The 13,292-nt window shown below is 40.9% G+C and carries 13 protein-coding genes; 11 read left to right on the top strand and 2 right to left on the bottom strand.

Going from position 1 to position 13,292, the window contains the following annotated elements; all coding sequences use genetic code 11:
- Nucleotides 1-8: 8 nt before the first annotated feature.
- Together LX92_RS05585 and yajC are read left to right on the top strand one after the other, a co-directional pair.
- Nucleotides 9-479 (top strand): DUF1573 domain-containing protein, encoded by a 471-nt coding sequence (locus tag LX92_RS05585; protein ID WP_109649306.1) that lies wholly within the window; start codon nucleotides 9-11, stop codon nucleotides 477-479.
- 20 nt (nucleotides 480-499) lie between these two features.
- Complete coding sequence (gene yajC / locus LX92_RS05580; protein ID WP_109649305.1) at nucleotides 500-793, top strand: preprotein translocase subunit YajC; 294 nt, start codon at nucleotides 500-502, stop codon at nucleotides 791-793.
- 125 nt (nucleotides 794-918) lie between these two features.
- On the opposite strand, the gene LX92_RS05575 is transcribed toward yajC, so the two are convergent.
- Both LX92_RS05575 and pepT read right to left on the bottom strand, forming a co-directional pair.
- Nucleotides 919-1,521 (bottom strand): YdeI/OmpD-associated family protein, encoded by a 603-nt coding sequence (locus LX92_RS05575; RefSeq protein ID WP_109649304.1) that lies wholly within the window; start codon nucleotides 1,519-1,521, stop codon nucleotides 919-921.
- 4 nt (nucleotides 1,522-1,525) lie between these two features.
- Entirely contained in the window at nucleotides 1,526-2,752 is a 1,227-nt protein-coding gene (gene pepT, locus LX92_RS05570; RefSeq protein ID WP_109649303.1) for a peptidase T, read from the bottom strand.
- A 150-nt stretch (nucleotides 2,753-2,902) separates the two neighbouring features.
- Between pepT and LX92_RS05565 the strand changes: the two genes are divergently transcribed.
- The 9 genes from LX92_RS05565 (at nucleotide 2,903) to guaB (ending at nucleotide 13,258) form a co-directional block, all read left to right on the top strand.
- Nucleotides 2,903-5,794, top strand: a complete 2,892-nt coding sequence (locus tag LX92_RS05565; RefSeq protein WP_109649649.1) for a TonB-dependent receptor — start codon at nucleotides 2,903-2,905, stop codon at nucleotides 5,792-5,794.
- A 252-nt stretch (nucleotides 5,795-6,046) separates the two neighbouring features.
- Nucleotides 6,047-6,487: a hypothetical protein gene (locus LX92_RS05560; protein ID WP_109649302.1), complete on the top strand. Its 441-nt coding sequence runs from the start codon at nucleotides 6,047-6,049 to the stop codon at nucleotides 6,485-6,487.
- A gap of 88 nt (nucleotides 6,488-6,575) precedes the next feature.
- The gene (locus LX92_RS05555; protein ID WP_109649301.1) at nucleotides 6,576-7,619 is read left to right on the top strand and encodes a quinone-dependent dihydroorotate dehydrogenase; all 1,044 of its coding nucleotides are present in this window, start codon (nucleotides 6,576-6,578) and stop codon (nucleotides 7,617-7,619) included.
- 123 nt (nucleotides 7,620-7,742) lie between these two features.
- Nucleotides 7,743-8,369: a LysE family translocator gene (locus tag LX92_RS05550; protein WP_170117804.1), complete on the top strand. Its 627-nt coding sequence runs from the start codon at nucleotides 7,743-7,745 to the stop codon at nucleotides 8,367-8,369.
- 33 nt (nucleotides 8,370-8,402) lie between these two features.
- The gene (locus tag LX92_RS05545) at nucleotides 8,403-9,269 is read left to right on the top strand and encodes a hydroxymethylglutaryl-CoA lyase (protein WP_109649299.1); all 867 of its coding nucleotides are present in this window, start codon (nucleotides 8,403-8,405) and stop codon (nucleotides 9,267-9,269) included.
- Between the two features lie 160 nt (nucleotides 9,270-9,429).
- Nucleotides 9,430-10,608, top strand: a complete 1,179-nt coding sequence (locus LX92_RS05540; RefSeq protein WP_109649648.1) for a hypothetical protein — start codon at nucleotides 9,430-9,432, stop codon at nucleotides 10,606-10,608.
- Between the two features lie 75 nt (nucleotides 10,609-10,683).
- Entirely contained in the window at nucleotides 10,684-11,220 is a 537-nt protein-coding gene (locus tag LX92_RS05535; RefSeq protein ID WP_109649298.1) for an FMN-binding protein, read from the top strand.
- Nucleotides 11,220-11,720 carry a hypothetical protein gene (locus LX92_RS05530; protein ID WP_109649297.1) on the top strand — a complete coding sequence of 167 codons (501 nt, stop codon included), beginning with the start codon at nucleotides 11,220-11,222 and terminating at the stop codon, nucleotides 11,718-11,720. Before LX92_RS05535 ends, LX92_RS05530 begins: the two co-directional genes overlap by 1 nt.
- A 65-nt stretch (nucleotides 11,721-11,785) precedes the next feature.
- On the top strand, nucleotides 11,786-13,258 hold the full coding sequence (gene guaB, locus LX92_RS05525; protein ID WP_109649296.1) for an IMP dehydrogenase: 1,473 nt from the start codon (nucleotides 11,786-11,788) through the stop codon (nucleotides 13,256-13,258).
- Nucleotides 13,259-13,292: the final 34 nt, after the last annotated feature.

Genomic DNA, 13,292 nt, shown 5'->3' with positions numbered 1-13,292 from the left:
ATTTATCAATGAAAAGAGCTATTTTAGGTTTAAGCCTAGTTGTTTTGTTAGGACTTGTTTCCTGTAAGGAAAATGCTTCAAGCAAAGTAAAGGACGATAATGTGGCTGTTGCCGCTGAACGTGATGAAGCTGCTAAACTTTTACCCGTAATGGTATTTGACAAGGTTGAGCACGATTTTGGGACAATCACCCAAGGAACACCACAAGAAACCGTTTTCAAATTCACCAATACCGGTGATGCCCCTTTGGTGATAACCAAAGCTACCAGTAGCTGTGGGTGTACAGTTCCAAATCCACCAAAAGATCCAATTGCTCCAGGGGAACAAGGAGAATTAAAAGTCAAGTATAATGGAGCCGGACAAAATCAGATAACAAAAACCATTACCGTTGTAGCGAATACAGCAAAAGGTAGTGAGATGTTGAAGATAAAGGCTTTCGTCAATAAAAAAGGAGCAGCACCATTAGGTCCTGTTAAATAAGCAACGTAATAATAGATACAATGGGAAGTGGAAGTATAATGGATTTTTTACCAATGATCCTCATTTTTGTGGTGGCATATTTTTTTATGATCCGACCGCAAATGAAAAGACAAAAAGATGAAAAAAAATTCGCTGCGGAATTGAAACGCGGCGATCGTATTGTTACAAAAAGTGGATTGCACGGTAAAGTGGTTGATTTGAATGATAAGGATTCTTCATGCGTCATTGAAACAATGGCCGGAAAATTGAAATTCGATCGTTCCGCTATTTCCTTGGAAATGAGTAAAAAGGTGAATACACCAGCTACGAAATAAAGGTAATCCTTAATGGAATCTTGAAAAGGCCAATGGTTTGATCCATTGGCTTTTTTTTGTCTTGTCAGGTCTGCGTATCAATCGTGTTTTAAACCCTTGGAAATCCATGGTCGGGTTTTCTTGATCTATTTGGATCGGTACCTATCGTTAAGGCCCCTTCCCGCTTTTATCAAGATCGATATTTTTTCTATTCTGGAAAGTTTCGTTTTCTCTTGTTTCGCATTGGCTATATATTCAGCGTATTCCCGCTGTCGGTAGGGTGATAATCCATAGAATGCCTTTTTGATTTCAGGGCTATCGGTTAGGGCCTTTGCCAATAACCCAGGTAATATAAGGTTGGGGTTTTGACCTTTGTTGGGTAGCAATTGAATGCCCTTTTCCTGGTTGCGCAGCGCTTCGTTCATATATGCCAGTACGGTAATGGAATCAATATCCGAAACGGATTCAAATTTCAGGTGTCGCATGGCTTGGGTCTTACCTTTCTGGGCATTGACCAATATCTTTTCGGGATCCTTTAAGAAGATGCCATTGAAAAAACCGATACTGAAATGGTTTTTGAACCTTGATATCCAAAATACATTTTTCCCGTTAAGCGCATATACGGGGGATTGCCATTTAAAAGTCTCTTCTGCCTTGGTCGTTACCGCTAAGTCCCTCAAAATTTGAACACCTTCCCTAAAGCGATGCTCCTCTTCAAAATATGCTTCTACCTTGGAAGCAACATTCATGGGCTTACATTTTTTTGGCAGTTAATTCACAGATTTTAATGATGACGGCAACCGCTTTAAGCATACTCTCAACAGGGACATATTCGTATTTTCCATGAAAATTATGTCCGCCAGCGAAAATATTCGGACAGGGAAGTCCCATAAAACTCAATTGCGATCCGTCGGTACCCCCTCGGATGGGTTTTATGATGGGGGTAATACCGATTTCCTCCATCGCTTCTTTGGCTATCTCCACGATATGGAAAACGGGTTCAACCTTTTCGCGCATATTGAAATATTGGTCCTTTATTTCGAGTTGAACGCAAGGACCATGAATGGCATTTAATTTATCAGTAATTTTTTGTAGTAGTTCTTTCCTTTCCTCAAACTTATCCTTGTCATGATCTCTGATGATCAATTCAAATTCAGCATGTTCTATTTCCCCCTTGAGATGGTGAATATGGAAGAAACCTTCCCTATCGGTTGTGTTTTGGGGGGTTTCCTCGGGAGGTAAGATCCCTATGAATTCATTGGCAATACTTATGGCATTGATCATTTTGCCTTTCGCATAACCCGGGTGTACACTTTTCCCTGTTACAACCACTTTGGCACCTGCCGCATTGAAATTCTCATACTCCAATTCCCCAATTTGACTTCCATCCATGGTATAAGCCCAATCCGCACCAAACTTTTCCACATCGAATTTGTGTGCTCCCCGACCAATTTCCTCATCAGGGGTAAAGCCCACCCTAATGGTACCGTGTTTAATTTCAGGATGGCGAACCAAATATTCCATGGCCGTAACGATTTCGGCTATACCGGCTTTGTCATCTGCACCAAGTAATGTAGTGCCGTCGGTCGTAATCAGGGTTTGACCTTTGTATTGTAATAGGTCATCAAAATAATCGGGGGAGAGAACAATATTCTTCTCTTTGTTTAGGATAATATCCTTCCCGTCATAGTTCTCGATGATTTGGGGATTGACATCAGTACCGTTAAAATCAGGGGAAGTATCAAAATGCGAAATAAAACCTATGGTCGGAACTTCCTTATCAATATTACTAGGTAGGGTGGCCATGATGTAAGCATTGTCATCGATGGTGACCTCTTTTAGTCCAATACGTTCAAGCTCATAAGCGAGTTCCGTGGCTAAATTCCATTGTTTCTCTGTACTTGGGGTGGTTTTTGAATTAGGGTTGCTCTGTGTGTCAATTTTTACGTAACCCAAAAAACGGTCGATAAGTTGTTGCATGGACTTTTTGTTTATTCAAAAATACGATTTTGTTCATTTGTCACCCTTATAATTTAAGGTCATTTAGTTCCCCGTTTCTTCGTTGGATTGATCGTTTGTAAATAATTACTTACCTTATATTCAGAATAAACTCAAAAACACTCAATTATGATGAAAAATTATGTAATTTTTATGCTCCTGTTGTTAGGGGGCTTAAGTTTTGCCAGCGCGCAAATTTCGGGTACGGTATTGGATGAAAATGGAGTGCCCTTAGGTGGTGCTTCGGTAGTTAAAAAAGGGACATCCGTAGGTACTACAACTGATTTTGACGGCAACTTCAGTATCGTTGCCGATATGGGTGAAACCTTGGTGGTTTCTTTTATTGGTTTCGAGGTAAAGGAAGTTGTTGTTGATTCCACGGTGATAAACATCACATTGACCTCAGGGATCCAGTTGGCCGAGGCCATTGTCATAGGTTCAAGGAACCCGAATAGGACAGCTTTGGAAAGTGCGGTTCCGGTTGATGTTATTGATGTGAAAGAATTGAATAATGTTGCCCCCCAAGTAAATCTTAACCAAATACTGAATTATGTGGCACCTTCATTTACATCAAACACCCAGACCATTTCCGATGGTACCGATCATGTTGATCCAGCTTCCTTACGCGGATTAGGTCCTGATCAGGTACTGGTTTTGATCAATGGGAAAAGAAGACATAATTCATCCTTGGTCAACGTTAACGGAACATTCGGTCGAGGAAGTGTCGGTACCGATTTGAATGCAATACCCGCGGCTTCCATAAAGCGCTTGGAAGTATTACGTGATGGGGCTGCGGCCCAATATGGATCCGATGCCATAGCCGGGGTTATCAATATTGTCTTGAATGACAACATAAACGAATTAAGCCTAAATGTTACAACCGGGGCAAATTTCAGTAAAAATGCAAATGATCAAACCGGCGGAGTAGATGGGGAAACGGTCAATGTCAGCGCAAATTACGGATTGGGTCTAGGGGATAGAGGCGGTTTTATTAATTTCACTGGGGACTTCGACTATAGGGAAGACTATAGTAGAATGAAAGAATGGGAAGGGGATGTTTTTAATCTCTACAATACCGTTGAACGTTTTGCCTTGAATGATGGATACAATTTAGCAAACCTTCTGGATGATGACGTCGATGATGTGATCAATTACGGGAATCAGGCGGGATTAGGTTTAAGTCCGTCTGCCACAAAAGCGGAATTACAGGGAATCTTATCGGCCGATAACACGGAAAGCGAGTTAAGTGCAAGAGGGCTTGAAAGAAGTGATTTTAATATGCGCGTTGGTCAATCGGCATTACGGGGCGGACGGTTCTTTACCAATTTTTCCTTACCGCTGGATGACAATGGAACAGAGTTGTATTCCTTTGCAGGATTGAGTTCAAGGACAGGGAATTCTGCCGGTTTTTATAGACTTCCCAATCAAAGTAGGACCTATACCCCTGCGTATGTTAATGGGTTTTTGCCAGAGATCAACTCCAAAATCACCGATCAATCGATTTCTATGGGAATTAAAGGTGTGATTTCAGATTGGAATGTTGATTTTAGTAATACATACGGAAAAAATGCTTTTTTATACACTATAGGAAATACATTCAATGCCTCATTGCTTAATGCTTCACCGACTATTTTTGATGCCGGGGGGTTCAATTTTATGCAGAATACCGTCAACCTGGATATTTCAAAATTCCATGATGATATTATGTCCGGTTTGAATATTGCTTTTGGGGCGGAATATCGTTTGGAGAATTATGAGATCGTTGCAGGGGAAGAAGCATCATATGCACAATATACAGCCAATGGACAGGCAATAACAATTGCTACACAACAAGCTTCCCAGGACTTTTTTGGGGCTTCAAGGCCTGGGGGTTCGCAAGTATTCCCTGGTTTTAGTCCAGGCAATGAATTGTCTAGGGGAAGGAGTAGTGTCGCTGGATATTTTGATGTGGAAGCGGATATTACGGATTCATTTTTGGCGAGCTTCGCAACACGTTTTGAAAATTATTCAGATTTTGGGTCAACAATCAATTTCAAATTGGCAACCTTGGTCAAGGCTACCGAAAACCTGAATCTGAGGGCGGCATTGAATACCGGGTTCAGGGCACCATCCTTACATCAGCTTAATTTTAATTCAACATCAACTATTTTTGATCAAGCGGGAAATCCGCAAGAGGTTGGCACCTTTGCGAACGATAGTAGGGCGGCACAGTTACTTGGGATTCCTCAATTAAAGGAAGAAACCTCCAAAAGTATCAGTGTTGGTTTAACCACTAAATTTCCAGAGGCCAATGTAACGGTTTCCCTAGATGGTTATTTTGTCAGTATTGATGATCGGGTGGTTTATACAGGTCAGTTTAGTGGTCCGGGAACCGGAACTGAATTGGATAACCTTTTGCGACAGGCAAATGCCACGGCGGCATCCTTCTTTGCCAATGCAATCGATACCGAATCGAAAGGAATTGATGCTGTCGTAACTTGGGACCTTGTAGTGGCCCATAATGCGAAATTGAAAAACACATTATCCGCTACCTTGTCCAAAACGAAACAGGTGGGCGATATTAAAGCCTCGCAGGTTTTGAAGGATGCAGGTTTGGTCGATACCTATTTCCCAGAGGATAGTAGGGTGTATCTTGAGGAAGCCGTTCCTAGGACCAAACTCAATCTTTCCCATATGGTAAATGTCGATAAGTTGAATATCTTTTTAAGGAATGTTTATTTCGGTAAAGTTACTGAGGCGACAACCAATGTGGGCTTACAACAGGAATTCAGTTCCAAAGTAGTAACGGATTTGTCCATTGGTTATAATTTATCTGAAAGTACTACCATAACGATTGGTGCAAACAACTTATTGGATATATTTCCGGACAGGGCCGAAGAATCCATAAGTTATATAGATTCGAACGGAAATCCCCAAACCGGTACCAATAGAAGTAGTGGACGTTTTGATTGGTCACGTAGGGCACAACAGTTCGGAATAGGAGGAAGGTTCTTATTTGCTCGATTGAGTTTCACCCTTAAATAGGCGTAAAATTATTTGATAGGTAAAGGCCGCCATTTTGGTGGCCTTTATTGTTTCATATGGCAAGTACTACAGGTACTAATGTGGTTCCCGTACCTGCAGTTAGGGGGGAGGGTATTTGAATTAAGTTCGGTTTAGTGCCATTTGGGGCGCTCCTTAGTACGGTCGATAAGTTGTTGTATAAACTTTATGTATCTTTAATTTTAAGGATAATTATTAGTATTTTGCTTCCATATTCTTTACGATTGAAAAAGTATGCTGGAAAGAAAATTGTTGTTATTGTTTTTTGTGTTTGCTACTCCGTTCCTAAGGGCTCAGGATGATTGTATCCTAGGTGTCGGTATTACTCCCGATTCTACTTTGGTCGAAATTTTCCAACTCAATGAGGAACAAACGGAAAAGGTCAGGAATTGGAGTGCTGAATTGAAATACAGGAATGAATTGTTGAATAACCAGGCTGATAATCTTTTGAAAAGACACCCGCAAAATTCGCCAGGGGAATTAGGTGTTTTGGCTGAAAAGTATAAGGTGATCAGTGATAGTATGGAAATAGTCCAACGGCTGGTCGATATACGCACCTTAAAAGTATTCAATGAAAAACAATACGAACTTTACCTGAATCTTTGTGAAAAGGCGTATCGGCAGCCCTATAGGGTTGTTCCTACGAATTATAGGGACAGTATTCCCGATAAATGATATTAACTTAAAAGTGTTGACAAATTTAGGTTGGTAAGCCGGATTACTAGTGTTGAGTTTGTACTTTTGCCTAAATTTCAAGTAATTCATGTACAAACTACTAATCCGCCCAATTCTTTTTTTAATAGACCCTGAGAAAGTCCATCATATCACTTTTTCACTCCTTCGTTTTTTAGGTAGATTGGGATTGACAAGTTTGTATAAATCGACCTTTGTCTTAGAAGATAAGGCATTGGAAAAAGAGGTTTTTGGACTTAAATTCAAAAATCCTGTAGGGCTAGCTGCTGGTTTCGACAAGGAGGCCAATTTGTTCAATGAGCTTTCCGATTTCGGTTTCGGTTTTATAGAGATAGGGACACTTACCCCAAAACCCCAAAGCGGCAATCCTAAAAAACGGATTTTTAGACTAAAGGCCGACCAAGCCCTTATTAACCGTATGGGTTTTAATAACAAAGGGGTATTTGATGCTGTTGATCGTTTAAAAAAGAAACATAAGGTTATTATCGGGGGAAATATCGGTAAGAACAAAGTGACGCCAAATTCAGAGGCTATCAAAGACTACTTGATCTGTTTTGATGCACTTTTTCCCCATGTTGATTATTTTGTGGTGAATGTAAGTTCACCCAATACCCCGGGCTTACGGGAATTGCAAGACAAAGAACCTTTGACGGCTTTGCTAAAAGAGCTTAAGCATGAGAATACCAAAATAGCGGCAGCACACCCTGATTTTTCGGAAAAACCAATATTGTTGAAAATCGCGCCTGATTTGTCCGATGCACAATTGTTGGATATCATTAAAATAGTTGAAAATACAAAGATTGATGGTATCATAGCGACAAATACGACCATTGCCAGGGAAGGGCTGAAATCCTCCCTATTCCTAGTAGAGGAAAAAGGGGGATTAAGTGGTAAGCCGGTAAAGGACCGAAGTACGGAAGTAATACGGTTTTTGGCGGAAAAAAGTAATAAAGCTTTTCCTATTATTGGGGTGGGAGGTATCCATTCAGCTGAGGACGCCATAGAAAAATTGGAAGCAGGTGCGGATCTCGTACAATTATATACCGGTTTCATCTATGAAGGGCCGGCCCTGATCAAAAGAATAAACAAAGCCCTTTTGGCTAAAATTAAGTAGGAGGACAGTACAACGAATTTCGGTCTAAGGCTAAACTAAAGGAAACCAAATACGATGTTATTTTTACTGGGAATCTTTTTCTATGGTACAATTTGTATTTTTCAGTCCTAATTCTTCATGCCATTGAATTACGATATCCTTTCAACTTTTATTATAGCTTCCGCCGCATTGGCGATAGCACCTGGTCCCGATGTCATCTATGTTTTGATGCAGAGCATCGTAAATGGTAAAAAATATGGCATGGCCACGGCAGCAGGTTTGGTTTCTGGCTGTTTGGTGCATACATCCCTTTTGGCCTTTGGGGTCTCGGCCGTAATAAAGGAAAGTGACCTTGTTTTCTTTCTTATAAAACTCTTTGGGGCACTATATCTATTTTATTTGGCGTATAGGGTTTTTAAAAGTGATGCACAATTGCAATTGGCCAGTGTCGAACTTCCTAAAAACGGATTCTTTAAGTTGTTTAAACAGGGCTTCCTGATGAACGTTCTGAATCCCAAAGTGGCCATTTTTTATTTGGCCTTTTTTCCTGGTTTTCTTTTTAGTGATACTCTAAGTACCGTTGTCCAGTTTTATGTGTTGGGCTTGATATTTATGTTGGTCGCATTCGTAATCTTTAGCTTTATTGCCGTACTCTCTGGCGCTATTTCAAAATATATAACAGGACATTCCAGCCTTGGTTTTGTGCTTAAATGGCTTCAGGTTGTTGTATTTATCGGGATAGGACTGTTTATATTATTATCAAATAAATAATAGTAATTTTGGGAAGCGCTGAATGCCGATAAAATGACCGATAAGGTAAAAATAATAGAATGTCCGAGGGATGCCATGCAAGGCATTAAGGACTTCATTCCTACCGAACAAAAGGCAAAGTACATCCAGTCCTTACTCGGATGTGGTTTTGATACCCTGGATTTTGGAAGTTTCGTGTCGCCAAAGGCCATACCTCAAATGGCCGATACGGCAGAAGTTTTGGCAATGTTGGATCTATCCCGTACCACTAGTAAATTATTGTCTATCGTTGCCAATGTAAGGGGGGCTCAGGCAGCCGTGGAACACGATGAAATCTCTTATTTGGGATATCCGTTTTCGATATCGGAGAACTTTCAAATGCGTAATACCCATAAGACCATTGCCCAATCGGTAGAGACCTTAAGGGAAATTCTACAAATAGCGGAGGCGAACAACAAACAGGTAGTGACGTATATATCCATGGGCTTCGGAAATCCCTATGGGGATCCATGGAACGTTGATATTGTGGGGGAGTGGACGGAAAGATTGGCGGAAATGGGCGCTCGTATTCTGTCGTTGTCCGATACCGTCGGTACCTCGACCCCTGGGAATATCGAATATCTATTTTCCAATTTGATTCCCAAATATCAAGAGATTGAATTTGGTGCCCATTTACATACAACACCTGCTAGGTGGCACGAAAAGGTAGAAGCGGCGTTTAGGTCTGGCTGTAGAAGATTCGATGGGGCCATACAAGGTTTTGGTGGCTGTCCTATGGCCAAGGATGAACTAACCGGTAATATGCCTACCGAAAAAATGCTTTCCTTTTTTACGGCGGAAAAAGTCGATACCAATGTACATTGGATGACTTTTGAGGCAGCCTATAATAAAGCTTCCGAGCTTTTCTCCCAATACCACTGAAATACTTATTTATGGGTGATTGTTCAAGAACGATGATCTTGTTTTACTTTATTATTTAGAATTGGTTTAAATAAAATTTGCAAAATTTAATTCAGCGATTATCTTTGCGCTTTTAATTCCGATATTATTCTTAATGAGTCTAAATAATAACAACCAAACCATGAGAAAGCCTATTCTATTATTAGCGGTACTTTTTACGGTATTTTTATCTGCGCAGACCAAAACCGATTCGATAACCTTAAATCCCCAAAAGCAATTGAACGCCGCACAGCGTTTATTGTCCGGAAATTATGGCTCTGCTGTTACCATGGGGGCTTATGGCGAAATGTTGTATAACCAACCGGAAGGTGACAACGGGGAATTGGATGTGCAAAGACTGGTTTTGCTTATGGGATATCGATTTAATGACAAAACCCAGTTTGTAACGGAAATAGAATTGGAGCATGTAGAGGAGGTATTTGTTGAGCAGGCCTTTGTAAATTATAATGTGGCCAATAATGTTAACCTAAGGGGTGGACTTATGTTGGTGCCAATGGGTATTGTTAATGAGTTTCATGAGCCTACTACCTTCAATGGAACGGAAAGGCCCGCCATGGATAATGTCATTGTGCCTACGACATGGCGAGAATTAGGGGTTGGTGTCAGTGGTCGTTTCAATAATATTTCATTGGGTTACCAGGCTTATTTGTTCAATGGTTTCAAATCTACCCTTTCCGATGGCGAAGGTGGTATATCTGGGGTGTTGAAGGGGTCCAACGGTTTGCGTGGGGGACGTCAAAAAGGGATAAAATCCACAATCGATAGTCCAACACTTTCAACAAAATTCGATTATTATGGTATACCGGGATTGCGTGTAGGTCTTTCTGCCTATTTTGGAAAAACACAGGCAGAGGATGATATTGAAACGGTCGAAGGGGCGAATATTGGAATTTCGATGTTTGGACTCGATGCACGTTATGCGTACAATCGGTTTACGGCACGTGGTCAATTTATCCATGCATCCTTATCGGACACTGAGAAATACAATGCTTTGACCGGTTCTGATCTAGGAAGTGCCCTACAGGGTTGGTATGTAGAAGGAGCCTTCAATGTATTGCCTATTCAAAACGAACAAAAATTGTTTGCTTTTGTCCGCTATGAAATGTACGATACCCATGCTTCTACAGCAGGTACTTTGGTAGAGAATGAGACATACGACCGTACGGATGTCACTACGGGATTAACCTATCATATTGCTCCCGGTGTAGTTTTGAAAGGGGATTATCAATTCCGAAGTAATGCTGCCGATAATAGTGATCTTCAAAATACGTTGAATTTTGGAATTGGCGTTTGGTTCTAGTGATATACAAGGTGCAATTCGAAAAATAAAACCATATTACTATTGAGATTCATTCTAAATTGATATTTTTACCGTATGCGGAAGTCAAGTCTATTTTTTGGATTAGCAATTGTAACTTGTTTATTATTGATGGGTTATGGGTTGCCTAAAAATATAGAGAAGAAAGTACATAAGGAACTTGAAAAGGTTTTTACTGAGACCGGTATTCAGTTGAATGCGATAAACGTTCCTGCGGAATTGAATTCAAAATTGCCCAAGGAAATCAATAGGGATAATTTTTTCAAGGTTTCCAAAGGTACTACTGATTTTGGATATGTTTTTATAGATAAGGCTCCTAGCAAGACGGCCCAGTTCGATTATATGGTGGTTTTTAATGGGGATTTATCGATTGTACACGCCAAGGTGTTGGCCTATAGGGAAGAATATGGGGGCGAGATCGGTAGTAAGCGCTGGCTGAAACAATTTATTGGAAAAACGATTGGTGACCGTGTGGATCATGAAAATAATATTGATGGTATAGCAGGAGCAACGATTTCAGTAAGATCCATGACCTCTGCCATAGATGAAATTCTACAGTCGATGACCATTTTGAAAGAAAACAATGTTCTGTAATGGAGTTCAATGGTGCTATATCGACCTTGCCTAAGGAAATCAGGATTTTCGTAGCCTCTTTTGTGGTAGTACTTTCTATTGGCTTTTATACAGGGTTGTTGTTTGTGAATGAAACCAGTTCGGCTTCTTCAAAGGGAATCGAAGAAAATTATTTGGGCAATGAGGATGATGAGGATGCGGAGGTGATGAAATTCAAAAAAAGTGATCGGGAAATGTTGACCATCGTTCATACCCATATTCTTTCAATGTCCATGATATTCTTCCTTTTGGGTATTTTGGTATGGATGACCGACATTTCCAAAAGGTTGAAATTATTTTTAACCGTTGAGCCCTTTTTGTCCGTTATACTTACGTTCGGGGGTATCTATTTTTTGTGGAACGGAGTTGTTTGGATGAAGTATGTTGTTATTTTTTCAGGGATGCTAATGACATTGACCTTTGTGGTTTCCTCGTTTGTTGTTCTCTATAAGCTTACCCAAAAGTCGGCTCCAGTGCATTAAATGGTACTGTTTCCGAAAAATAGGTTAAAAAGTAGTACATTTGCACGCAATTAATCCTTAATTGCATGGAAGCTCACCAAAACAAAATTCTCGGGGAAGGTTTAACGTATGATGACGTTTTACTTGTACCTGCATTTTCAGAAGTACTGCCCAGAGAGGTAAGTATCAAATCAAAATTCACACGGAATATTACAATCAATGTGCCCATAGTTTCCGCTGCTATGGATACCGTTACCGAATCCAGAATGGCCATTGCCATTGCCCAAGAAGGAGGTATTGGCGTTTTGCATAAAAACATGACCATTGAACAGCAGGCAATGAAAGTCCGTAAGGTGAAACGTGCCGAAAGTGGCATGATCCTAGATCCGGTGACCTTACCTTCCACAGCCTTGGTGAAGGATGCCAAAGCCAATATGAAGGAATTCAGTATAGGTGGTATCCCGATCATTGATGACGAAGGTAAACTGATCGGTATTGTTACGAATCGGGACCTTCGGTTTGAAAAGAACAATGAAAGACCGATTGCCGAGGTAATGACTTCGAAAAATCTGGTAACCGTTGGGGAAGGAACTTCATTGGAACAGGCTGAGGATATCCTGCAAGAAAGGAAAATAGAAAAACTTCCTGTCGTAGGTCCGGACAATAAATTGATCGGCCTTATTACTTTTCGTGACATTACGAAACTGACGCAAAAACCCAGTGCCAATAAGGATCAATATGGTCGACTTCGGGTTGCTGCCGCTTTAGGGGTTACCGAAGATGCCGTCGATCGGGCCGAAGCATTGGTCAGTGCGGGTGTTGATGCCGTTGTCATTGATACGGCCCATGGTCATACCAAAGGGGTTGTCACTGTACTTAAGGAAGTGAAAAAGAGGTTTCCACAATTGGAGGTCATCGTAGGTAATATCGCCACAGGTGAAGCTGCCAAGTATTTGGTTGAAGCAGGTGCCGATGCGGTAAAGGTAGGTATAGGACCGGGTTCTATCTGTACCACAAGGGTGGTTGCAGGAGTCGGTTTCCCTCAATTTTCTGCCGTACTTGAAGTTGCTGCGGCCATTAAGGGTAGTGGTGTTCCTGTTATCGCAGATGGTGGTATCCGTTATACTGGGGATATCCCTAAAGCGATTGCTGCAGGGGCCGATACGGTGATGTTAGGGTCTTTGTTGGCCGGTACCAAGGAATCTCCAGGGGAAACCATTATTTATGAAGGAAGAAAGTTTAAATCCTATCGGGGTATGGGTTCTGTGGAAGCTATGAAAAAAGGTTCTAAAGATCGTTACTTCCAGGATGTAGAGGATGATATTAAAAAATTAGTACCAGAAGGCATCGTTGGACGGGTACCTTACAAAGGGGAGCTATATGAAAGTATCCACCAGTTTGTAGGAGGTCTTCGTGCAGGTATGGGGTATTGTGGTGCAAAGGATATTGAAGCCTTAAAGGATAATGGAAGATTTGTCAAGATAACGGCTAGTGGAATTAACGAAAGTCACCCACATGATGTAACCATTACAAAGGAATCCCCCAATTATAGTCGATAGATGATTATAAGGGATTATCGGAACAAAAAAAAAG

The sequence above is a fragment of the Maribacter polysiphoniae genome (genome assembly GCF_003148665.1).
In the GTDB taxonomy this organism is placed as follows: Bacteria; Bacteroidota; Bacteroidia; order Flavobacteriales; family Flavobacteriaceae; genus Maribacter_A; species Maribacter_A polysiphoniae.
This window is presented reverse-complemented; position numbering and strand designations above follow the sequence as displayed.